The following is a 22,624-nucleotide window of genomic DNA, read 5'->3' as shown; positions in this document are numbered from 1 at the left end:
GAGCGGAATCGGCGCAGCCGACGCGTAGCGCAGCGGAGCGCCCTTTACTGCCGGCCCGGAGGCGCCACAATCCGCAAAAAACCGGGCGGCCCCGGTGACCGTCAAAGACACCGGCCCGCCGAAGTCACGGGACACACGGACGACGTGATGTAAACGGGACCCCACCCCCCTCCTCCCGCAAGGGGAGGAAGCGCATCATGGGCTGGTTGTAGTCAGCCGAGGCAGTCGGGGTGGGTGAGAGGCATGCGGAGTGCCGGGGCACAGGGCGCGAGACGCGGCATAGGGCGCGGCGTAGGACGCGGCGTGAGGCGGCACGTCGGCGCGGGCGCCGCCATCGCCGTCAGTTGCGCGCTCCTTCTCGGCGGCTGCGGCAGCCACGATGACAACGCCAACGGCAAGAAGCGCACCGACGACCACCCCATCAGCATGGCGGGCAAGAGCACACCCCAGCAGCCGGTGCCGATCGGCAAGGGCGTCAAGGCTGTGAAGGGTGACAAGGGCGCCGGCGCCGACGGTGACTTCAACGGTGACGGGGCCCGTGACCTCGTACTCGATGACCTCGTGCACCGCGATCACGGCGATGACGCGGGGATCGGGGTTGTTTACGGGGGACAGAACGGACTCCGGCCCGGAGCGCGGCAGTTGTTGAGCGCGCACGCCAACGGAGCCCGCACAAAGGGCGAGTTGCCCGCCGCCTTCGAGTCCGAGGCCTCCTGCGACCTGGACAAGGACGGCTTCGGCGATCTGATCGTCTCCACAGACCCGCCGTACGACGGACAGGGACAACCGCCCGTTCCGCTGCAGATTCTCTTCGGCTCGCCGAAGGGGCTGACCGGCAAGGCCGTGCAGCTGAAGGTCCCCGCGCAGGCACGTTTCGGCAATGACTGGCCCGACCAGCCCGTCTGCGGGGACTTCGACGGGGACGGCGCGAACGACCTCGTGCTGCACGCGAGCGGGGCCCGGCTCTCCTTCCTGCGCGGCCCGTTCAAGCGGACCGGCGCCCCGCGCGCGGCGGCCGCCCCCGTCACCGCACCCGGCAACAACCTCGTGACCGGGCGGGCCACGGACGTCGACGGCGACGGCTACGACGACGTACTCGTACGCAAGGCCGCGAACGCGTCCGGCGCCGCCACCAGCGCCCTCGTCCTGGGCGGCCCGAAGGGCCCCGACGGGACCGGCGTGCTCTTCCCCGCCGGCAAGGACATCGCCTTCGGCCGCTTCGGCAAGGGCAAAGGCATGGACGCGGCCGTCGCCTCACCGAAGGGAGTCGCCCTCCGCTACGACGTGCCGAGCACCCTGCGAGGCACACTCGAAGCCAAGGACGTGGCCGTCGACGCCGGCGACCTGGACGGCGACGGTCTGAGCGAGCTCGTCCTGAGCGGCGGAGGCAGCGGAAGCGGCGGCGGCGCGGGAGAGGTGCGGGTCCTCCGGGGACGTACGGCAGGACTGGCGGCCAACGCCACGGCGACCGTCGTGCCGCGCGCCAAGGGCACCGCACAGGTCCTCCAGGTCGCGGACTTCGACGGCGACGAGCGGGCCGACCTGGTCGTGCGGACGTACCGCGGGGACAGCCAGGACATGGTGGCCGTCTACCCGGGACGCAAAGACAGTGACCTGGTCGCACGCAAGCCGCAACTGACCTTCAGTAGCGAGGAGTTCCTGCCGTTGAGCGGCGGCTGAGGGCGGCGACCAAGAGTGGCGGATCAGCGAGAGGTCCGGCGCCCCTGGGCGTTCACCCAGTGGTCACCGCGCCTCTCCCGTCGCACAACCCTTCGTACGCCCCACGAGTCACACACCCGGAAGCAATAGCCAAAGGCTCACCCCAAGGCTCCGGGAGTGCACGTGCGCGTAAGAAACCTGGCCGTCACCGCCACCGTCGCCGCCCTCGCGGCCACGGGGCTGACGCTGCCACTGGCCGGTCCGGCCGGCGCCGCCTCCACCCTGAAGGACGACTTCAATGGTGACGGCTACCGCGACCTCGCGGTCGGCTCGCCCGACTCCAACGCCGTCACGGTGACCCTCGGTTCGGCGAGCGGCGTCGCGGAGAACCGCGCCGTCACCGTCACCCAGAACACCTCCGGAGTGCCCGGCGTCACCGAGCCCGGCGACGCGTTCGGCGAGAACGTGAGCAGTGGTGACGTGAACCGGGACGGGTACGCCGACCTGATCGTCGGCGCCCCGGGCGAGAAGGTGGAGGGCAAGCCTTCCGGTTCCGTCTCCATCGTCTGGGGCGGCAAGAACGCCTTCACGTCCGGCGGCCGCGTACTGAACTCCCCCGCCGACACCACCGGCCGCTTCGGCGAGGCCACCGTCTGGACCGACCTGGACTACGACGGTGCGCCCCAGCTCGCCGTGATCAGCGGCGACAACTGGTACTACTACGGCGAAGACGGGCGCGTGCACGGCCTGGAGGTGGACTTCCTGCCGGAGGGAGTGCGCCTGGACGGCATGGTCACCGGCAACTTCAAGTACAAGGACGGCGTCGGTTTCGTCCTGTACGGCGAGCGCGCGGACGGCGGCGCCTACACCGCCCACATGAACGGCGGCGTCGGCGACTACGGCTACCAGGCCGAGGTTCTCGGTGCGGACGTCCCCACGACCGTGACGCGCCACGCGGCCACCGCGGGCGACGTGGACGGCGACGGCTACGACGACCTGATCACCGGAAACCCGGACAACTCGGCAGGCAGGAAGGGTGGTTCGGTCACCGTGCGGCGCGGCGGCGACGGGAAATTCGGCGCTCCGGTGACGTACGACCAGGACAGCGCGGGCGTACCCGGCGCCGACGAGGCGGACGACCGCTTCGGCGCGTCCGTGCGTCTCAAGGACATCAACAAGAACGGCAGGCCCGACCTGGCCACCGGCGCGACCGGCGAGGACATCGGCACGACGCGCGACGTCGGCGCCGTGTGGGTCCTGCGCGGCACGTCGACGGGTCTCACCTCGTCGTACGCCGCCTCCTTCAACGGCACCGACTTCGGGGTCGGCGACACGGGGGCGGGCTTCGGGCGCACAGTGCGCTGAGCTGCCCCGCATCCGACACATACACCACATCCGCCGCATCCGCCGCATCCGCCGCATTCGGCCCTTTCCTCCCGGCTTCTGCCGGGCCTCAACTCATCTGCTCCCTAGCAAAGTCGGAGACCTCTCGATGTCCACGTACGTGCGCGAGAACGCGCGCAACAAGTTCCTCGTGGCGGGCGCCCTCTGCGCCGCCACCGCCCTCGGCGTCACCGGCCTGACCGCGGGCACCGCGGCAGCGGCCGCCCACGCCGCCCCCGCCGCCGCCTCCGCCCCCTCGAAGATCCGCGCCGACTACAACGGCGACGGCTACGTGGACCTCGCCGTCGGCGTGCCCAGCGCGACGGTCGGCGGCCAGGCCAAGGCCGGTTACGTCAACGTCGTGTGGGGCGGCGCGTCCGGCCTCGGCAAGCACGGGTCGACCACCGTCAGCCAGGCCACGGCCGGCGTGCCGGGCACGGCGGAGGCGGGCGACAAGTTCGGCCACGCCGTCGACTCGAACGACATGAACGGCGACGGATACAGCGACCTCGTCGTCGGTGCGCCCGGGGAGGCCACCACCGCCGGCACGGCCGCCGGAACCGTCGCGGTCGTATGGGGCTCCGCGAGCGGCTTCAAGGGCGGCTTCACCGCCGCCAACGGCGACATCGACAGCGCCCGCTACGGGTCGGTGCTCACCACCGGCGACTTCGACAAGGACGGCGACAAGGACATCGCCTTCAACTCCCACTTCGACGAGTCCGACTCGGTCATGACGCGGCCCGGCCCCTTCACCACCGGCTCGCCCTCCGAGCTCTCCCGGGTCACGGGCTGGCACTTCGCGGGGCCCACCGCCCTGACGAGCGGTGACTTCGACGCCGACGGCGGCGACGACCTCGCCATCTCGTACGACGGCATGGAGATCAGCGGCACGACCGTGCAGAGCCGCGCCTCCGGCGAGTGGAAGGAGTCGTGGTACACGCCCGACAGCACCGACACCGCACTCGCCACCGGCGACTTCGACGGGGACGGCTCCGCCGACCTCGCCATCGGCAACATGCGGACGAACCCCGAGGCCGAGGGCACCTACTGCGAGGACATCCTCGGCGGGGCCATCTCCGTCATCTACGGCAAGAAGGGCGGCACTCTCGGCGACGGCGGCGCCTCCTGCACCGCCCAGAGCAACCCGAACGTCGGCGGCACCGCCGAGGCCGGCGACAACTTCGGCGCACACCTCGCCGTCGGCAACCTCGACCGGGACGGCATCGACGAGCTGATCGTCGGTGCCGACACGGAGGCCGTCGGGACCGCCAAGAACGCGGGCACCTACTGGGTCCTCGCCTCGTCCGGCACCGGCGCGGACTTCTCCGGCCCGGCCTTCAGCCAGAACTCCGCGGGCGTCGCGGGCACGGCGGAGGCGGACGACCGCTTCGGCGCGGCCGTCGCGACCGGCGACTACAACGGCGACTCCTACCCGGACGTCGCGGTGGGCGCGCCCGGCGAGGACGCGGCGAAGGGCGGCGTCTGGTACGCCGCGACCCCCAAGGACGGCCCGAAGCCGGCGGTCACCTCGGTCACGCCGGGCAAGCTGGGGCTCGCGGGGGCGCGGGCGTACGGAGCGGTTCTCGGGCGGTGACCCCGGGCGCCGTCAGCCCGACGGCACCGTGAATCACCGGCTTCGCCGAGTTCGTCCTCAATCGCCGGACGGGCTGTCACCCAGCCCGTCCGGCGAAACAGCCGAAGCCACCCGACAAACCCCAACTCCGCTCCCCCGTACAACCCTTGCGCCCCACCACAGGTCTCCTCTTCGCCGATCACGACGTGACGCCAGGGCCAACGCCCGGTGAACACGTCCGCCCGGCCCCATCGACCGCGGATGCCCGCCACGCATCCCCGCATGCCGCAGGAGAACCGCATGGCCAAGCACAAGCGCACCTCCACCACCGTCCGCTCCAGACGCACGCGCCTCGCCGCGGCGACGGCCGTCACGGTCGCGATGACCGGCGGACTGCTCGCCGTCACGGGCGCCACCGCCTCTGCGGCCCCCGCCGACCCGCTGCCCTCGCACGAGGCCGACTTCAACGGCGACGGCGTCGCGGACCTCGCCACCTCCGCGCCCGGCGCCAACGTCGGCGGCAAGGACTCGGCGGGCCAGGTCACCATCACGTACGGCGGCCAGACGCTGCGCCACAAGACCTTCAGCCAGAACAGCGCGGGCGTCCCCGGCTCCGCCGAGACGGGCGACACCTTCGGCTACGACACCGCGTACGGCGACTTCGACCGCGACGGCTACGACGACCTCGCGGTCGGCGCCCCCGGCGAGGACGTCGGCAGTGACAAGGACGGCGGCACCGCACAGATCCTGTGGGGCTCCGCGAACGGCCTCTCCGGCGGTACGACGGTGAAGGACCCCCGCCCGAGCGGCCACGACTACTTCGGCGGGCCCATCGAGGCCGGCGACTTCGACGGCGACGGCGCCACCGACCTCGCCATCGGCGCCCGGTCCGGCGCGGCCACCATCGACGTCCTCAACGGCGACATCTCCCGCAGCAGCGGCACCGGCAGCAGCCGCTACACGATCAAGCCCGCCATCCAGAGCGGCGAGGGCGCGGGACCCTTCAACCTGCACTCCGGCGACGTGAACGGCGACGACCGGGAAGACCTCATCGTCGACGGCTACTCCACGGCCGACAGCTACAACGCCAACCTGTGGGTCCCCGGCACCCCCGACGGCCTCAAGACCACCAACCAGCAGCGGCTGCCCGGCGGTGTCATCACCGACGTCGGCGACACGGACGGCGACGGCTACGGCGACATCATCATCGGCCTCAGCTGGGACGACGGCATCGACGGCGCGAACAAGGGCGGCACGGTGTACGTCGCCCACGGGGCGGCCAACGGCCCGTACGGCGAGACGCAGGTCTTCACGCAGGACAGCTCGGGCGTGCCGGGCTCCGGCGAGAAGGGCGACTCGTTCGGCAACGAGCTCGACCTCGGTGACATCAACGGCGACGGCCACCTCGACCTCGTCGTCGGCGCCGCGGGCGAGGACCTCGACGGCGTCACGGACGCGGGCGCGATCACCGTCATCTACGGCAAGGCGGACGGTTCGGGCCTGTCCACCGCCGGCGCGGTCCTGCTCGACCAGAACAAGCCGGGCGTGCCCAACTCCAACGAGAAGAACGACTTCTTCGGGTCGGACGTCCACGTCGACGACCTGAACGGCGACGGTCGGGGCGACGTCACGGTCGGCGCGTTCGGCGAGAACGGCGAGAACGGCGCGTTCTACCCCCTGACCAGCAAGGCGGACGGCACCCTCGCGGGCTCGGCCGGCGTCTACACGTCCACGGTGGGCATCTCCGCGACCGGCACACCACGCCTCGGCTCGAACTTCGCCGACTGACGAACCGGCCCCGGCACCTTCGCCGGGCCCCGCACCTCCGCCGAGCCCGCACCTTCGCCGGGCCCCGCACCTCCGCCGAGCCCGCACCTTCGCCGGGCCCGCACCCGATGCGGGCCCGGCCCCGCCCCCTCCCGGAGCCTCCGTACGCATATGGGGTCACCGCCGGGCGACGCTCAGCACAACCCTCCCCCAACTCCACATGTCACACGAGTGAAGCGCCGGTCCACCGCCACGCGCCGCGTGGCCGCCAAGCCGCCCTGAACACCCACAAGTTGGAGCCCCAGTGCGCACACGCACCCTCACTCTCGCCGCCGCCACCGCCCTGGCCGCCGCCGGCCTCACCCTCCCCCTCACGACCGCCGCGCACGCCGCACCCCCGGCCGCGCCGGCCGAACCCACCCCGCTCACCGGCGACTTCGACGGCGACGGCTACGCCGACCTCGCCGTCGGCGTGCCCAGCGGCACCGTCGACGGCAAGGCGAAGGCCGGATACGTGAGCGTCGTGTTCGGCGGCAAGGACGGGCCGGGCACGAACGGCGTGCGGCGCATCACGCAGGCCACCGTCGAGGTACCCGGCACCCCGGAGGCCGGTGACCGCTTCGGCGGCGCGGTCACCACCGCGTACATAGACGACGACAAGTACGCCGACCTCGTCATCGGCGCCCCGGGCGAGGACATCGACGCCAAGACCGACGCGGGCTCGGTCACCGTCCTGTACGGCACCGGTGACGGCTTCGCCGCGGCCAACACGGCCGCCCGCGGCGACAAGACCGGCGCCGCCTACGGAAACGCCCTGACCGCCGCCGACTTCACCGGCGACACGGACGTCGACCTGGCGATCGGCGGCAAGGACCAGGTCGTCTTCAACGCCAACCCGCTCACCGACTACACCCGGCCCCTCATGGCCAGGCCCATGGGCGGCCGCGCCCCCGTCATGACGACCGGCGACTACAACTCCGACGGCCGCCCCGAGCTGGCCGTCGCGTACTACACGCAGAACCAGCCCAACACCCAGTCCCACGTCCAGCTGTACGACTACAGCAGGGACGAGTACAAGTTCTCCCTGACGTGGAGCAGCGACAACAGCGCCGCGAACGCCCTCGCCACCGGTGACTTCAACGGCGACGGCCACGACGACCTCGCCCTCGGCAACTGCCGCGAGATCGCCGACGAGAACATCGACGACCCGTGCGGCCCCGAGGAGATCGCCAAGGGCGGCGGCATCCACATCCACTACGGGGACGGCAGCGGCCTCGTATGGGAAGGCCAGACCCTCAACCAGGACACCCCCGGCGTTCCGGGTGTCGCCGAAACGGGTGACGACTTCGGCAACGCCCTCGTCGCCGCGGACCTCGACGGCGACGGCAAGGACGACCTGATCTCGGGAGCCCCCGGCGAGGCCATCGGCAGTGCCGCCCGCGCGGGCAGCGTCACCGTCCTGAAGGGCGGCGCGAAGGGCATCCTGAACCCGGACGGCGCGGCGGTGGGCGCGGTCGCGTACCAGCAGAACTCCCCCGGCATCCCGGGCACGGCCGAGAAGGGCGACCTCTTCGGCGCCAACCTGGCGGCCGCCGACCACAACGGCGACGGCCGCCCCGACGTGTCCGCGGCGGCGCCCGGCGAGAACGCGGCCGCGGGCGGCGTGTGGGAGCTGCCGGGTGGCGGCGCCACGGGCAGCAGGGCCATCACGCCCAACTCGATCGGGCTGCCCGCGTCTTCGCACCCGTACGCGTACGGGGCAGTGCTCGCCCGCTGACCTGACCCGGCCCCACCCGGCCTCCCATCACCGGGACCGGCCGCCGGCCTGTGGCTGACCCGTCAGGGTTCCCCTAGGGGTTGTCACAGGTCGGCCGCAAAGCCCGTCTCCTCCCGGGGAGGGACGACCCCACCCCCGAAGACCAGGTACGTTCGATTCGTGGCTGGATTCAGGATCGGACGCGGCCGGGACAACCGCGCCGCGCGACCGCAACAACAACCGCGGCAGCAGCCGTACGGACAGCAGGCCCCCCAAGGCGGGCAGCAGCCGTACGGCTACCCACCCGCGCCGTCGAACCCTCAGCCCCCGCAGCCCCCGCGGCAGCAGTACGGCGGGGGCGGACCCCAGTACGGCGGCGGCGCCCCGCAGGGCGGCCGGCCGTACGCCGGAGGCGGGGGCGGCGGTGGTGGCGGTCAGCAGTGGCCCCAGGCCGGTGCCGGCGGCGGCCACCACGGCGAGCCGGAGTACTTCGGCGGCCCCGACGACCACGGGCACGGGCAGGGGCACGGGCACGGCCAGGGGCACGGGCACGGCCAGGGGCACGGCCCCCAGGGCGGCGGGTACGACCCGTACGCGGCCAACAACCCCGGGCACACCCAGGCCTTCTCCATCGGCGAGGACCCCTACACCCAGGGCGACACCTACCGCGCCGGCCAGGCCCCCGTCGCCCCCATCGGCCCCCGCCTGCACTGGAAGGAGCTGCTGCGCGGCATCGTGCTGCGCCCCGGCCCCACCTTCCTCCACATGCGGGACTACGCGATGTGGGCCCCGGCCGTCGTCGTCACGTTCCTCTACGGCCTGCTCGCGCTCTTCGGCTTCGACGACGCCCGCGACGACGCGATCAACGCCACGCTGTCGTCGGCGGTGCCCTTCGTCCTCACCACCGGCGTCGCGATCACCATCAGCGCCTTCATCCTGGGCGTGGTCACGCACACGCTCGCTCGCCAGCTCGGCGGCGACGGCGCCTGGCAGCCGACGGTCGGCCTCTCCATGCTGATCATGTCGCTGACGGACGCGCCGCGCGTGATCGTGGCGATGTTCCTGGGCGGCGGCCAGCCCTTCGTACAGCTGCTCGGCTGGGCGACCTGGCTCGCGGCGGGCGCGCTGCTCACCACGATGGTCAGCAAGTCCCACGACCTGCCGTGGCCGAAGGCGCTGGGCGCGTCCACGATCCAGCTCCTGGCGATCCTGTCGATCATCAAGCTGGGCACGTTCTAGGACGTACGAGACGCACGAACGCGACGTACGTACGTGACGTACGAACCCGAGAAGGGCCCGGGGACTGACCGTCCCCGGGCCCTTCTCGCACTCATGTCAGACTTCCGTCAGGCGTCGAGGACCTGCCCCGCACGCTTCACGACGGGCGGCTCGACGCTCCAAGGGAAGTTGATCCACTCGTCGGTGCGCTTCCACACGTACTCGCACTTCACGAGCGAGTGCGACTTCTCATAGATGACGGCGGACCGCACCTCGGCGACGTGGTCGAGGCAGAAGTCGTGCACGAGCTTCAGCGTCTTCCCGGTGTCGGCGACGTCATCGGCGATGAGCACCTTCTTGTCGGTGAAGTCGATGACGTTCGGCACGGGCGCGAGCATGACGGGCATCTCCAGCGTGGTGCCCACGCCGGTGTAGAACTCCACGTTCACGAGGTGGATGTTCTTGCAGTCGAGTGCGTACGCGAGCCCGCCCGCGACGAAGACACCACCGCGGGCGATGGAGATGATCACGTCGGGCTGGTACCCGTCGTCGGCGATGGTCTGCGCGAGCTCCCGCACAGCGCCGCCGAACTTGTCGTACGTAAGGTTCTCGCGCACGTCACTCACGCCGTCACTCATGCTGGATGTCACACCTGGGTCCGATGGAAGTTGAGGAAGGAACGGGAGGCGGTGGGCCCGCGCTGCCCCTGGTAACGCGACCCGTACCGCGCCGAGCCGTAGGGCTCCTCGGCGGACGAGGTCAGCCGGAAGAGACACAGCTGCCCGATCTTCATCCCCGGCCAGAGCTTGATCGGCAAGGTCGCCAGATTCGACAGCTCCAGGGTCACGTGCCCGCTGAACCCCGGGTCGATGAACCCGGCGGTGGAGTGCGTGACGAGCCCGAGCCGCCCGAGGCTGGACTTGCCCTCGAGGCGGCTGGCGAGGTCGTCAGGCAAGCTGACGACCTCGTACGTCGAGGCGAGCACGAACTCGCCCGGGTGCAGGATGAACGGCTCGTCGCCCTCGGGCTCCACGAGCCGCGTCAGGTCGGCCTGCTCGACGGAGGGGTCGATGTGGGGGTAGCGGTGATTCTCGAACACCCGGAAGTAGCGGTCCAGCCGCACATCGATGCTCGAGGGCTGCACCATGGATTCGTCGTACGGGTCCATCCGCACTCGTCCGGAGTCGATCTCGGCCCGGATGTCCTTGTCTGAGAGAAGCACGCACCGAGGATACGCAGAGCGCGCGGGCCCTCCCCAATCGGACAGGACCCGCGCGCTCCATCGCTACGTCCGGCAGCCGCTGAACGCCCGCCGGTTTCGGCTACCGCTTCTGCAAGGTCACCGGCACGGCGTGCCGGAGCCGGGCACACCGCGGACACCGGATGAGCCGGCCGGGACCGAGCCGGTCCGCCTGCTGCATCGGGAACGAAGCGGTGCTGAACACGTGCCCTTCGGCACATCGGACGACGGTGCGCTCCATCAAGTCCTTGAGTCCCTTCCCCAGTCGTAGGTGAGCTCGTACGTGCCCGTACTCACTCGTCTCTCGCTCGCCTCCGAGCCGACGACGAATGCCCACATTACGGTATGAAAGGGACGGCCCTCCAGGCGGCACGACCACAACCCACGGTACGCCCCAACTCCCTCCCCCCGCACGGCCCATCCACCCCCCGGACAGCACTCGGACCCCGCGGCGAGAGCGCCCGGGGCCCGTGATGAGGTACAGTGTGCGACGGTACGACACCGCTTCGAAGCATCTTCGGACGGCGTCTTCCGCGGGTGTAGTTTAGTGGTAGAACATCAGCTTCCCAAGCTGAGAGTGCGAGTTCGATTCTCGTCACCCGCTCTCCTCTTCAGCCCCAGGTCATGGACCTGGGGCTTGTTTCTTGCCTAGACCCGTTCTGGGGCGACGTGCCCTTCGCGGGCCCTACATGAAACGTTCGGCCCTTCTGCGTGTAGGTATGGGTATGGGCATGGGAAAGCGTCAGTCGCAGCCGTGGATCGTGTCGGATGAACTGTGGTCGCTGATCGAGCCGTTCTGCCGAAGCCAGGTCCGAAGAAGGTCGAGGGCAGACCGCGGGTGCCTGACCGGCAGGCTCTGTGCGGCATCCTCTTCGTCCTGCACACCGGCGTCCAGTGGGAGTGCCTGCCCCAGGAGCTCGGCTTCGGCTCGGGCGTGACCTGCTGGCGGCGCCTGGCGGCCTGGCACGACGCCAGCGTCTGGGACCAGCTCCACCAGCTGCTGCTGAACGAGCTGCGGTCGAAGAACCAGCTGGGCTGGGAGCGGGCGGTGATCGGCTCCTTGCACGTGCGGGCCACCCGACGGGGCCCAAAAGTGGGCCCGGCCCGGTCGATCGCGCACGGTCGGGCAGCAAGCACCACCTCATCGTCGACGGGCAGGGCATACCGCTCGCGGTGTCGCTGACCGGCGCAAACCGCAACAACGTCACCCAACCGCATGTCCCTGCTCGACAAGATCCCGGCCGCCGCGGGCCCGGCCGGCAGACCTCGCCGACGCCCGGATGCCCTGCCGGCCGACCGCGGCTATGACCACGGCATCTACCGCCGCCTGCTCTGGCAGCGCGGCATCCGGCCCGTGATCGCACGGCGGAGCGAGCCCCACGGCACCGGCCTGGGCACCTTCCGCTACGCCGTCGAGCGCACCATCGCATGGCTCCATGGCTCCATGGCTTCCGCCGCCTACGCATCCGCCGGGAGCGTTGCGACGACATCCACGAAGCCTTCCTCGGCCTCACCGTCTGCCTGATCACCCACCGAAGTCCGACCCACTCCCATTGTCACCGGGTGGTCACAGATAGCGTTGCTTCGCTTGGATTACCCTCACCTCATCGGAGACAACTGTGACTCGCTCGACCGGGCTCGTGGTGACCGCGCTCACGGCTTCCGCTGCCCTGCTGTTGACCGCTTGCGGCAGCTCGGACGACGACAAGGAGAACAAGAAGATCGCCGGGGCGGACACGCGATCGAGTGCCAGCCCGTCGGCCTCTGCTACGCCCTCCGACGTGGCAGCAGGCCGCCCAAAGATCACGCTCCCTAAGAGCTTCCAGGCCGACTTCCAGGGGTGGACGGACTCGGACCCCAAGAAGCAGGCGATCTTGAATGACGGCAAACAGGAACTGCTGGCCGAGTACGCCGCGATCATTGAGGGAAACCCGGACTCCAAGGCACTCGCCTTCTACACCGACGATGCCGCCGGTCAGTCGGCCCGCAAATGGATCAAGGGCTTCGTCAACAAGGACCTGGTTCTGATCGGCCGCGCCACAGTGTCGAAACCGCAGGTGAGCATCGCCGATGACGGCAGCGGCGTGTTGTTCTACTGCGTCGACGAGAGCAAGGGCTCCACCAGGAACACCAAGACCGGCGAGGTCGAGCGCACGCCTCAGAACTCCAAGGCGCGCGTCCAGTACCGCAACCGGCTCGACAAGACGTCACAGGGTGTGTGGAAGACGCGCTACTCGGAAACCGAACGGGGAGGCTGCTGAGCATGCCGCGCCGCTACAGGGCAGCGAGCCTGCTGATTTGCCTCTGCACTCGTCGTCATTGCGGTGCCCGGCATGGCCCACGCGTTCGGCGAGGACGACAAGTCCAAGCAGCCGAGCAAGCCCTCAGGTCCCAGCGGAGACGCCTCCGGCAAATCGCTCATGGCATCGGTGTCCAACTCGAAGATCAAGCTCACCTACCCCGGCGGCCAAACGGCGAAGGCTTCTGTGGGGGAGCTCGCCTCGGTGGACCCGAATTGGGAGCCGCCGCCTTGCTGGTACGAGCCCGCCTTCTCTCCGAAGCAGCTCAAGGACGCCGTCGCGACCGGTGAGGGTGGGCTGGTCAACGCGCACGTCTGGTGGAGCAACGGCCTCTGGGTGGACCACTACGAGAAGGGGAAGCCGGACGACAATTTCGACCTGACCTCGCCCGAGGACAGCAGCGCCGACGGTTACAAGGACTACAACCTCGACAAAAAGGGCATGTTTTGGCGCAGCGTGGTCCGAGAAGGGCGCTACCAGGACTCCGCGGCATGGGAGTGCGGCCGCATCATGTTCTGGCAGGATGCCGGCACCATCCCCAAGGACAAGAACGCCCCCACCCCAGAGACGCTCGCCGCGTTCGCCTACGACAAGATCAAGGTCCCGGACACCGAGATCGAGCTGAAGCCACAGGGCAAGTCGACGGTCAATCTGCCCACTTGGGTGTGGCTGGACAAGGGCACCTTCAAGGACGTCACAGTCCGCGCCGACCTGCCGGGCACCGGCCTGTGGGCGGAGACCACAGCGAAGCCGGTCGCCCTACATCTGGAGCCCGGTACCGACGACGCGGAAACCTACCCCGCCTCCGGTGACTGCGAGATCAACGACAACGGCTCGATCGGCGCTCCGTACACCAAGGGCGCCTCTGGTGAAGTCCCACCCTGCGGCATCACGTATCTGCGGGCCACGGACGGAAAGCCGTATCAACTCAAGGCATCAATCACCTGGGAAATCTCCTGGGAGGGCACCGGCGGCGCGAAGGGCGACCTACCCAACGGCACCTTCGAGACGACCCAGGACATGAACGTTCAGGAAGTCCAGTCCATCAACCGCTGACCGAGGCCATCGGCCAGTCGTCGCACCACACGCAGAATCATCTCGACCCACGGGGGCGGACAGGTATGTCGGACCTGAAGAAGGACGCGGAATCCCTGCACAAGGCGGCCTCCGCGCTGGGCAAGGTCGATGACCACACCCGCAAGCCGCTGCACGACTTCAAGGCGGCTTCGCACGACCTGTCCGCGTTCGGTGTGCTGGGCTCGCTGATGAGTGCCAAGGACGACATCCAGGACGGCATGGACACCATCGCCAAGCTCACCGAGAACCTCCATAAGGAGTGGGAGGCCGAGGCCAAGTTCATGGGCGACGTCTCCGACGCCTTCGACCTGCTGGACATCCTGCTGAGCGCAGCGGCCCGCGCCAAGAAGGGCTGAGCCGTCCATGGGCTTCGACATCATTCCCGGCGACATCGACATCGACATCGACGCCGGAGACCTCAATCCCCTGAAATGGATCAACAAGGCCAACCACGCCTTCGGTGACACCCTTGCCAGCAATCTGGAGTTCCTCGGCATCACCGACCCCGCCGTCGATCCCGACGGCATCCGCGAGATAGCCAAGCAGTGGCGGGCCCTGGCCAAGGGCCTCGACGCCGCCGCACACGACGCCGAGACCGCGCTCAAGGACCTGGAGTGGGAGGGCGAGGCCGCCAAGGCCCTCCACAAGCGGGCCAAGACCGCCCGCACGCAGGCCACCGACATGGCCGACTCGCTGCGCACCGGCGCCAAGGCGCTGGACGACTTCGCCGACGAGGCCCACACACTGCTCACCGAGATCGGCGTGATCCTCGCCGAGATCGCCGAGTTCGAGATCGCGAGCCTGGCACTGTCGGTACTGACCGGCGGCCTGTCCGTGATCGCCGGGAACCTTGCGGCCGGCGCGCGGGCCGTGAAGGTCGTGGCGCTGATCGCCCGGATCGAGAAGTCCGGCAGCGGCATGGCCAGGGTCATCCGCACCGTAATGGAGGCCATCCGCGGCCTGGAGCGGGCACTGAAGGCCCTCGGGGAGATCAAGACGATCGCCAAGGCCGGGAAGCTCGCGGGCGAGGGCATGAAGTTCGCCGCCTTCGACGCCCTGTTGAAAGACCCCGGCACGTTCAAGGACCCGGACAAGCTGGCGGAGACCCTGGCGGCCGGCGCCGCGTTCGGGGTGGGCCTCGGCTCTCTGGGCAAGGTCCTCGGCAAGGGGTTGGGAAAGCTCAAGCCCAGCGAACTCGCCAAGCTCGGCAAGACATTGAAGCTGGACGGCTCGGGCCTGTCCCGGCTGAAACTCCGCCCCTCGGAGTGGGAGAAGCTGCCCGCCTCGATCCGGTCCATGTTCAAGAAGTGCGACCTGGACCCGATCGACGTGGCCACCGGCGACATGCTGCTGCCGCAGACTGATGTCGCACTGCCCGGCACCCTGCCCCTGGTACTGGAGCGCACCCACGTCTCCTCGTACCGCTGGGGCGGCTGGTTCGGCCCCAGTTGGGCCTCCACCCTCGACCAGCGTCTCCAAGCCGACGACGACGGCTTCATCTACGCCGCCCCCGACGGGGCCCGGCTGAGCTACCCGCCACTCGCCCCCGACTCCGCCGACCCCGTCTACCCGGGGGGCGGCTCACGCCTATCGCTCAGCTGGGACACCGAAGTCGACGGCGCCCTGCGCATCACCGACCCGGACACCGGGCACTCGTACGTCTTCCACTCTCCACGTCCCGCCGACGACAGCCAGGCCGTCGATCTGCCGCTGCAGACCATCGTGGACCGCAACGGCCAACGCATCACCCTCCACTACGCGGACGACGGTTTCCCTACCGAGGTCTCCCATTCCGGCGGATACCGAATCGCCCTCGACCATCATCCCCACCTGCCCCGCATCGCAAGCTTGCGGCTCCTCGACCCGGTGCAGCCGGAGGGGAACGGAACGCTCCTCGTCTCCTACGGCTACGACGAGGATGGACACCTCACCGAGGTCACCAATTCCTCAGGGCTGCCCTTGCGGTTCACGTACGACGACGTGGGGCGCATCACCTCGTGGACCGACCGTAACGACACTGTCTATCAGTACACCTACGACGAGTCGGGGCGCGTGGTTCATACCGCGGGCAGCGACGGCTTCCTGTCCGGCACCCTCGCCTACGACGACGAGACGGGCACGACGTGCGTCACCAACGGCCTTGGCCATACCACCCGCTACGAGCACAACGAGGCATACCGCCTCATCCGGCAGACCGATCCCCTCGGGCACGTAACCCGCCAGGAATGGGATGACGATCACCGACTCATCGCGGTCACTGATCCGCTCGACCGCACCACGCGCTTCATTCATGACGAACACGGCCGGGTGGCGTCCGCCGTACGGCCGGACGGCCTGACGGCGGGTGCGGAATACAACGAACTCGGCCTGCCCATAACGGTCACCGAGCCGGACGGCAGCGTATGGCGGCAGGAGTTCGACGAACGGGGCAACCGGGTCGCTGTCACTGATTCGGCCGGGGCCACGACGCGCTTCGACTACAACAAGGCGGGCCATCTCGTCTCCGTCACCGATGCGTTGGACCACACCATCCGCGTCCGCTGCGATGCGGCGGGCCTGCCTGTCGAAGTCACCAACCCCCTCGGCGCTGCCACCTCGTACCAACGTGACGCCTTCGGCAACCCCGTCACCGTCACTGATCCGCTGGGGCACGCGACCCGCCTCGAATGGACCACCGAGGGCAAGCTCGCCCGCCGCGCGTACGCGGACGGTTCCAGCGAGCGCTGGGTGTACGACGGCGAAGGCAACTGCACGCGTCACACCGACCCGGCGGGAGCGGTCACTCGGTTCGAGTACACCCACTTCGACCAGCTCGTCGCACGTACCGGTCCCGACGGTGTCCGGTACGAGTTCACGCACGACGCGGAGTTGCGCCTCACCGGCGTCACCAACTCCCAGGGATCAACGTGGGCCTACGTCTTCGACCCGGCAGGCCGCCTGGTTTCCGAGACAGACTTCGACGGCCGCGTCCTCACCTACGCCCACGACGCCGCTGGCCAACTCGTCAACCGCACCGTCGCCACCGGACAGCAGATTCGCTTCGAGCGCGATCTCCTGGGCCGTACGGTGACGAAGGACGCCGCGGGGTCCGTCACCACATACGTCTATGACGAGGCAGGCCGTCTGACCCGGGCTGTGACCGGCGACGTCGAACTGAGCCGCTGCTACGACGCCGCCGGACGCATGCTCTCCGAGACGGTCAACGACCGCACCACGGCATACTCCTATGACCTGCTGGGGCGCCGTACGGAACGCACCACACCGACCGGCGCGACCACCGCTTACGCCTACAACGCAGCCGGGCGCCGGACGCAGCTGACCACCTCCGGCCATACCTTGACCTTCGACCACGACCGAGCGGGCCGTGAGCTGTCCCGCAGCCTCGGTGAGACGGTCACGCTCGCCGGTGTCTTCGATCCCGTCGGCCGCCTTACGAGCCAGACAGTTACGGGACCGGTTCCGCACGGCGTGATCCAGCAGCGGGACTACACCTACCGCGCGGACGGCGCCCTTGTCGGCGTCAACGACCGTCTCAACGGTCACCGCCACTTCGATCTGGACGCCGCGGGAAGGGTTACCGCAGTCCGCGCAGATCAGTGGTCCGAGACCTACGCCTACGACGACGCAGGCAACCAGACCGAGGCGGCTTGGCCCACCGAGCAATCCGGCCAGGAAGCCACCGGCAGCCGCTCATACACCGGTAGCCGCATCATCCGGGCCGGCCAGGTGCGCTACGAACACGACGATGCCGGACGCATCACCTTGCGTCAGAAACCTCGTCTGTCCCGCAAGCCGGACACCTGGCGCTACACCTGGGATGCCGAAGACCATCTCACCCAGGTCGTCACTCCCGACGGCACAATCTGGCGCTACCTCTACGACCCGGCTGGTCGTCGCATCGCCAAGCAACGCCTCGCGTCCGATGGCCGCACAGTCACCGACCAGACCGACTTCACCTGGGACGGCACCACACTCGCCGAGCAATCCAGCCGTGCCCTCGACTGCGCCGAGACCGTCACCCTCACCTGGACCCACGACGGCCTGCGTCCCCTCACTCAGGCCGAACACAAGTACCTCGACGATTCCGAGGTCGACGAGCGCTTCTACGCCATCGTGACCGACCTCGTCGGCACACCCACCGAACTCCTCGACGAACACGGAGACATCGCCTGGCGCGCGCGAACCACGCTCTGGGGCACCACGACCTGGAACCGTGCCGCCACTGCCCATACCCCGCTCCGTTTCCCCGGCCAGTACCACGACCCGGAAACCGGTCTCAACTACAACTACTTCCGCCACTACGATCCTGAAACCGCCCGATACCTCACCCCGGACCCGCTCGGCCTGGCCCCCGCCCCGAACCCCGTCACCTATGTTCACAATCCACACACCTGGGCCGACCCGCTGGGGCTCGCCGCATGCCCACCGGGCGAAGGCGGCACCGAAGTCGACCCTCGTAAACTCGACTATCTCTTCAACAAGAACATCAAGCCGGACTCGCACAACTCGCCCAGGGCGCTGCAAAACGAACAGCAGCTAGGACGTATCGGCATCAACGACACAGCAGAGATGCGGCAGTACGTGACCGAACATCTGACCGGCGCATCGAAGCAACCGTTTGAGAGGACGTTCACGAAGGAGTGGAACGGAGGAAGCGGTGAATTCGGTGTGACGAATTCCGTCGTCCACGGCCCACGCGGCGCGCTCGGCGTCGAGAGCACCTGGGAACTACGGTCTGACGGTACGCGAAGGCTTTCCACCGTCATCTTCCGCGGCAGCGGGCCCGGCGTGAGTATCGTCAAGAGCTCCGACAAATGGCCGCCCTACAACCACTAGCCGTACGAGGCCGGAGAAGTCATGTACCAAGAGTTCGTCGTCCCGGACGACCAGGAAGTCCTCGAAACGATCGGGGAGTGGCCCGAGACCGAGGAGGACAGCGAAGCCCGGGTGCTCACGTTGCAGGGTGAGGGGGACGAGCAGATGTACCTCTCCTACGACGCACTCGCAAGATCAGTGAGGGTCCGCTGGAAGAACAGCAGCGGCGAGAAGACCCTGGACATCTTCCGCGAAGGCGCGACTCGCATGGCGGTCCACTCCAGTTCGCGTTCCACATACTTCTCGATCGAATTCCAGATGGGTGAGTGCGCCGGAAAAATGAGCATTCAAGTGTTCCCGAACCTGGCGGTCACGGATCAACTTCTCTTTGCCTGACCTTCAGGTCTGTCGGCGACGCCTCAAGAATGGTTCTGGATCACCTTTCGTGCGTCACCGAAAGGCCTATTCTCCCAGGCGACCAGTTTTCCGTCGGCGTCGAGCAGGAGTGCCGACAGGTTCCTCGCGGTGGGTGCGGGCTGGGGCTCCCACTGGTCACAGAAATGGGTCTTCCGGCTGGAAGGCCCAGGTCACGCGACCTGGGCCTTCTGCTTGGGGGTCTCGGCCGACCGAGCTCAACAGTGCGGACGATCAGCCCGCGTCGTCCCGGCAAGGAGCCTCGGCTCAGACCTTCTCCACTCTCAAGCGCGAGTGCCCGGCAGTGAGCATCCCGATGTCTTCCACATCGGAGGTCAGGATCGTCACCCGGCCGGGATGCTGTAGGGCTGTTGCGCACAGCATGGCGTCGATGGCGTACTTGTGGCCATGGAGCTCCGCCGCACGCAACAAAGCGGCAGCGGATTGCGCGAGAGTCTGGGTCACCGGTTCGACGCTCAGGCGGGACAGGGTCCACTTCAATGCGGCGTCGTTGGCCTTCGGGTCGATCACCTCGACCAGCACAGCGGCCGAGGTGATCACTGGCAGGTCCGCGTAGCGAGCCGCCGTCAGCCACTCGTGAATTTCCCGATCACGCTGTACGGCCTTTGCCAGGCCCTCGCTGTCCATAATCAGGGCACCGCTCACGCGGCCACCCCGGAGTTCGAGGCGCCTCCGGTCAGCCGGGCATGCTTGGCCGCCACGGCCGCGGGGTCGGCCGGGCCGTGCACCTCGTCGAAGTCCGCGATGAGCTCGTCCAAGTTGTCGCGCTCGATCTGGCGCTGGGTAGCACGCGGCGAGTGCACCGAAACGTCTGGAGCAAGCCCCCCCAGCCTGCGAATGCGATCATCCGTAGGTGGCAGACGCGCGGCTACCTCGAGGATGGACTCTTCAGCAGATCCGCGATGTCTCGGGAGATCGAGAGGCTGTCGCCCTGAATCCCGATCGGCCGGTGAAATGGGTCAGCGTCGGCGAGGCCCGCGAGATGCCACGCCCGGAAATCGTTCTCGGGTTCCACCGCCTGTGCCTTGTGAAATCCGTCCAGGGGAAGCCTACGGCGGCCTGCGCGAAGCGCTACGTGGTCTCTAGGAGCTTTACGCCACGACTCGGCGGTGCTGTTCCGGTTGAGGGGGTGGCGTCGGGGGTGGGGGGCGCTTCCCCGTTTGCGGGGCGGGCCCGTGGTGGGCTGGGGTTCAGGGGGACGGCCACTGTGGCGTAGAAGCGGTGTACGGCGTCGTCGACGCTGCGGATGAAGCCGGACTCGGCGTTGCCTCGGCTGCTGCCCATGCCCTTGAAGAGGGACAGCCGGAAGCCGGTGATCTGGGCGCCGTTCTTCGGGATCAGGTCCGCCGGCTCCGGGCGCAGGCGTTCCAACGTGCCCCGAGGGCCCCCCGCTTCGTGCGCCACGAGCGTCTCGATGTGCAGGTCGGCAGGCGCTTCGGCGAGACGGCGGACGAGGCGCTTCACCCAGGTCAGGGGGTAGCCCTGGTCGGGGGCCGGGATGTCGACGGACGTGCGGAGTCTGCCGGTGCGCAGGTCGGCGCCGACCACCAGGCCGCCGGGTGCTCCCTCGACGCGTAGCTCCGCCCGCAGTTTCCCGTCGCGGCAGAGCTGGTCGGCCAGGGCGGCGCGGCGGGCTTCGGGGTCGGTTCCGCGCTTGGAACGCTGGACCGGCAGCACCTTCTGCCCCAGCTCGCCGCCGAGCCTGAGACAGACCTGGCGGATGAGCCGCTCCCAGTTCTCCACGACCTCCAGGGCCCGCATGTCTCCTTGGCACAGGGTTTCGTCGTCGATTCCGTTGCGTACGGGCACCCAGGCCGAGCCCATGTTCTGGAACCCGTGGCATCCGGAGTTCTCGTGCTGGAGATAGTGCAGCAACTCTTGGAGCAGCCAGGCGTGCGCCATGTTCCCCACGCCCTCGTGGCGGATCAACATCTGCGCCTGGTACGTGACTTCGGCCCATGAGAGGTGCCAAAGGGCCACTTTGTGTGTGCGTCGGCCGTCGACTCTGACGTCGACCAGCGGGTTGCCTTCGAGAGCGACGTCGTTCGACAGGGTGATCACGGCCTCGTAGCCACGGCGGGCGGCGATGTCCATGTACGCCTGCACTTGTTCGGCCTTCAGCGCGTTTCCGTTGGTCTTGGTCTCGACGAGCGCCGTCCAGAGTTTGCCCGCACGTTCGACCCGGATCACGCCGTCGGGGCGTCGAGGGGCGTCTCCGTACGGCAGGGAAACCTCCGTGAACGTCTCCATCCGGCCCGCGGGTGCGCCGAACGCGGCGGTGAGTCTCCTGCCGAACTCCGGAATCTGTGCCATCACCGACAGCAGCACGGAGCTGGCCCTCATTTCCCGGTCCCGGTCGCTCTTGAGCACGGAGACCGGAAAGAGCCTGGCGTCCTTCCAGGCATCGTTCTCCGCCAAGGATTTCTTGACCACCTTCGGCAAGGTGACCTTCTTCTTGGCAGTGCGGGGGCGTGCCGGCGCCCTCTTCGGTCGCGTGTCCTGAGCGGGCCGCGGGGGTTGCTGGGGCAGGGGGACGACGAGGGGTGTGGCGTCCGCGTGGTCTGTGGTCGCCACGTCCACTGGCTCGTGTGCGGTGGCAGAGGTGTCCGGTGCGGCTTCGGGGGCGGCAGCCGTGTCCGGTCCCCCCGCCGTGGCCGCGTCGTCCAGTCCCCCCGCCGTGGCCGCGTCGTCCAGTGCCTCCTCCGTGGCCGCGTCGTCATCGATGTCCACGCCGAAATCAGTGGCAAGACCTGCCAGGCCCGAGTCGTATCCCTGTCCGACCGCCCTGAGCTTCCACCCGCCACGTCGGTAGAGCTCGCCGAAGATGAACGCGCTCACCGAACCGGTGTCGCCGATCGTGAACCGGAGCAGCCCTTCACCGGAGCTGTCGGCCAAGGTGAGCTGGAGGTCGTCCAGTTCTCCGAAGTGGGCTCCGTCGTACCTGCTCGCAGCGATCACGATGCGGTCGATGTCCTCCGGAACCGCGGTCAGGTCGAAACTGATCCGGTCCTGATTGCCGCTCCCCGTGGGCGTCTTCCCCAGGAGCTGCACGCTCCCGTCGGGCGCGACCGGGTTGTTGTAGAAGTAGAAGTCGGCGTCACTGCGCACCTTGCCGCCGGTGTCCAGCAGCAGGACGGACACGTCCGCGTCGCCTTCGCCCGTCGGGCTCGTCCAGTCCAGGCTGACGATCACGGCATCGGCGTTCTCGCTCAAGGACGCCAGGCCGACATTGGCGCCCTTCGTCAACTCGTGCACGAGACTCTGCATGAGACCCCACCCCCAGTGGCACGCGGCAGACCCGCACCGCCCCCCAGAGCCCGCGCCGGCCGCTCTCGCGTGATGTACGACACACTTGCCGTACTACGCACACTAATGCTCGGCGCTTCGTCGCGGCGGTCTGT

The 22,624-nt window shown here is 68.9% G+C and carries 16 protein-coding genes, 1 tRNA gene and 1 pseudogene; 13 read left to right on the top strand and 5 right to left on the bottom strand.

Annotated features, from left to right (window positions below):
* The first annotated feature begins 303 nt into the window (after nucleotides 1-303).
* The 6 genes from AB0N81_RS25355 to AB0N81_RS25330 all read left to right on the top strand — a co-directional run bounded on the left by AB0N81_RS25355 (nucleotide 304) and on the right by AB0N81_RS25330 (nucleotide 9,377).
* Entirely contained in the window at nucleotides 304-1,680 is a 1,377-nt protein-coding gene (locus AB0N81_RS25355; protein WP_365362062.1) for a VCBS repeat-containing protein, read from the top strand.
* 162 nt (nucleotides 1,681-1,842) lie between these two features.
* Nucleotides 1,843-3,024 (top strand): FG-GAP-like repeat-containing protein, encoded by a 1,182-nt coding sequence (locus AB0N81_RS25350; protein WP_365362060.1) that lies wholly within the window; start codon nucleotides 1,843-1,845, stop codon nucleotides 3,022-3,024.
* A gap of 127 nt (nucleotides 3,025-3,151) precedes the next feature.
* The gene (locus AB0N81_RS25345) at nucleotides 3,152-4,636 is read left to right on the top strand and encodes an FG-GAP repeat protein (protein ID WP_365362058.1); all 1,485 of its coding nucleotides are present in this window, start codon (nucleotides 3,152-3,154) and stop codon (nucleotides 4,634-4,636) included.
* Nucleotides 4,637-4,915: 279 nt separating this feature from the next.
* Nucleotides 4,916-6,403, top strand: a complete 1,488-nt coding sequence (locus tag AB0N81_RS25340) for an FG-GAP repeat protein (RefSeq protein WP_365362056.1) — start codon at nucleotides 4,916-4,918, stop codon at nucleotides 6,401-6,403.
* A 283-nt stretch (nucleotides 6,404-6,686) separates the two neighbouring features.
* Nucleotides 6,687-8,159, top strand: a complete 1,473-nt coding sequence (locus AB0N81_RS25335; protein WP_365362054.1) for an FG-GAP-like repeat-containing protein — start codon at nucleotides 6,687-6,689, stop codon at nucleotides 8,157-8,159.
* Between the two features lie 159 nt (nucleotides 8,160-8,318).
* Entirely contained in the window at nucleotides 8,319-9,377 is a 1,059-nt protein-coding gene (locus AB0N81_RS25330; RefSeq protein WP_365362052.1) for a Yip1 family protein, read from the top strand.
* A 107-nt stretch (nucleotides 9,378-9,484) separates the two neighbouring features.
* Here the strand turns inward: AB0N81_RS25330 and AB0N81_RS25325 are convergent, their stop codons facing one another.
* Together AB0N81_RS25325 and dcd are read right to left on the bottom strand one after the other, a co-directional pair.
* On the bottom strand, nucleotides 9,485-9,982 hold the full coding sequence (locus AB0N81_RS25325) for a phosphoribosyltransferase (RefSeq protein ID WP_365362084.1): 498 nt from the start codon (nucleotides 9,980-9,982) through the stop codon (nucleotides 9,485-9,487).
* Nucleotides 9,983-10,002: 20 nt separating this feature from the next.
* Nucleotides 10,003-10,578, bottom strand: a complete 576-nt coding sequence (dcd, locus tag AB0N81_RS25320; protein ID WP_365362050.1) for a dCTP deaminase — start codon at nucleotides 10,576-10,578, stop codon at nucleotides 10,003-10,005.
* Between the two features lie 551 nt (nucleotides 10,579-11,129).
* Here dcd and AB0N81_RS25315 point away from each other — a divergent pair.
* From AB0N81_RS25315 to AB0N81_RS25285, 7 genes and pseudogenes are all read left to right on the top strand, one after another.
* A tRNA-Gly gene (locus AB0N81_RS25315) sits at nucleotides 11,130-11,200 on the top strand.
* Between the two features lie 127 nt (nucleotides 11,201-11,327).
* Nucleotides 11,328-12,108: pseudogene (locus tag AB0N81_RS25310) on the top strand (IS5 family transposase); the annotation flags it as partial.
* A 107-nt stretch (nucleotides 12,109-12,215) separates the two neighbouring features.
* A complete protein-coding gene (locus AB0N81_RS25305) occupies nucleotides 12,216-12,857 on the top strand; it encodes a hypothetical protein (protein ID WP_365362048.1) in 642 nt (213 codons plus the stop codon).
* Between the two features lie 72 nt (nucleotides 12,858-12,929).
* The gene (locus AB0N81_RS25300; protein WP_365362047.1) at nucleotides 12,930-13,952 is read left to right on the top strand and encodes a hypothetical protein; all 1,023 of its coding nucleotides are present in this window, start codon (nucleotides 12,930-12,932) and stop codon (nucleotides 13,950-13,952) included.
* A gap of 65 nt (nucleotides 13,953-14,017) precedes the next feature.
* Nucleotides 14,018-14,329 (top strand): hypothetical protein, encoded by a 312-nt coding sequence (locus AB0N81_RS25295; protein WP_365362045.1) that lies wholly within the window; start codon nucleotides 14,018-14,020, stop codon nucleotides 14,327-14,329.
* Nucleotides 14,330-14,336: 7 nt separating this feature from the next.
* Nucleotides 14,337-18,809 (top strand): DUF6531 domain-containing protein, encoded by a 4,473-nt coding sequence (locus AB0N81_RS25290; protein ID WP_365362043.1) that lies wholly within the window; start codon nucleotides 14,337-14,339, stop codon nucleotides 18,807-18,809.
* Nucleotides 18,810-18,830: 21 nt separating this feature from the next.
* Entirely contained in the window at nucleotides 18,831-19,184 is a 354-nt protein-coding gene (locus tag AB0N81_RS25285; RefSeq protein WP_365362041.1) for a hypothetical protein, read from the top strand.
* Nucleotides 19,185-19,469: 285 nt separating this feature from the next.
* Here AB0N81_RS25285 and AB0N81_RS25280 read toward each other — a convergent pair whose 3' ends face one another.
* From AB0N81_RS25280 to AB0N81_RS25270, 3 genes are all read right to left on the bottom strand, one after another.
* Nucleotides 19,470-19,868, bottom strand: a complete 399-nt coding sequence (locus AB0N81_RS25280; RefSeq protein WP_365362039.1) for a DNA-binding protein — start codon at nucleotides 19,866-19,868, stop codon at nucleotides 19,470-19,472.
* Entirely contained in the window at nucleotides 19,865-20,026 is a 162-nt protein-coding gene (locus AB0N81_RS25275) for a hypothetical protein (RefSeq protein WP_365362037.1), read from the bottom strand. Before AB0N81_RS25275 ends, AB0N81_RS25280 begins: the two co-directional genes overlap by 4 nt.
* A gap of 268 nt (nucleotides 20,027-20,294) precedes the next feature.
* Nucleotides 20,295-22,478: a TerD family protein gene (locus AB0N81_RS25270; protein ID WP_365362082.1), complete on the bottom strand. Its 2,184-nt coding sequence runs from the start codon at nucleotides 22,476-22,478 to the stop codon at nucleotides 20,295-20,297.
* Between the last annotated feature and the right edge of the window lie 146 nt (nucleotides 22,479-22,624).

Origin of the sequence: Streptomyces sp. NPDC093510, assembly GCF_040683555.1 — a bacterium.
In the GTDB taxonomy this organism is placed as follows: domain Bacteria; phylum Actinomycetota; class Actinomycetes; order Streptomycetales; family Streptomycetaceae; genus Streptomyces.
The sequence above is the reverse complement of the archived record's forward strand: the minus strand, read 5'-3'. Positions and strand labels throughout refer to the sequence as shown.

What these genes read in the sequence shown, in the direction of transcription:
- AB0N81_RS25285 (WP_365362041.1), top strand. Translation starts at nt 18,831, where the DNA reads ATGTACCAAGAGTTCGTCGTCCCGGACGACCAGGAAGTCCTCGAAACG.
- AB0N81_RS25340 (WP_365362056.1), top strand. Translation starts at nt 4,916, where the DNA reads ATGGCCAAGCACAAGCGCACCTCCACCACCGTCCGCTCCAGACGCACG.
- AB0N81_RS25300 (WP_365362047.1), top strand. Translation starts at nt 12,930, where the DNA reads ATGGCCCACGCGTTCGGCGAGGACGACAAGTCCAAGCAGCCGAGCAAG.
- AB0N81_RS25290 (WP_365362043.1), top strand. Translation starts at nt 14,337, where the DNA reads ATGGGCTTCGACATCATTCCCGGCGACATCGACATCGACATCGACGCC.
- AB0N81_RS25295 (WP_365362045.1), top strand. Translation starts at nt 14,018, where the DNA reads ATGTCGGACCTGAAGAAGGACGCGGAATCCCTGCACAAGGCGGCCTCC.
- AB0N81_RS25345 (WP_365362058.1), top strand. Translation starts at nt 3,152, where the DNA reads ATGTCCACGTACGTGCGCGAGAACGCGCGCAACAAGTTCCTCGTGGCG.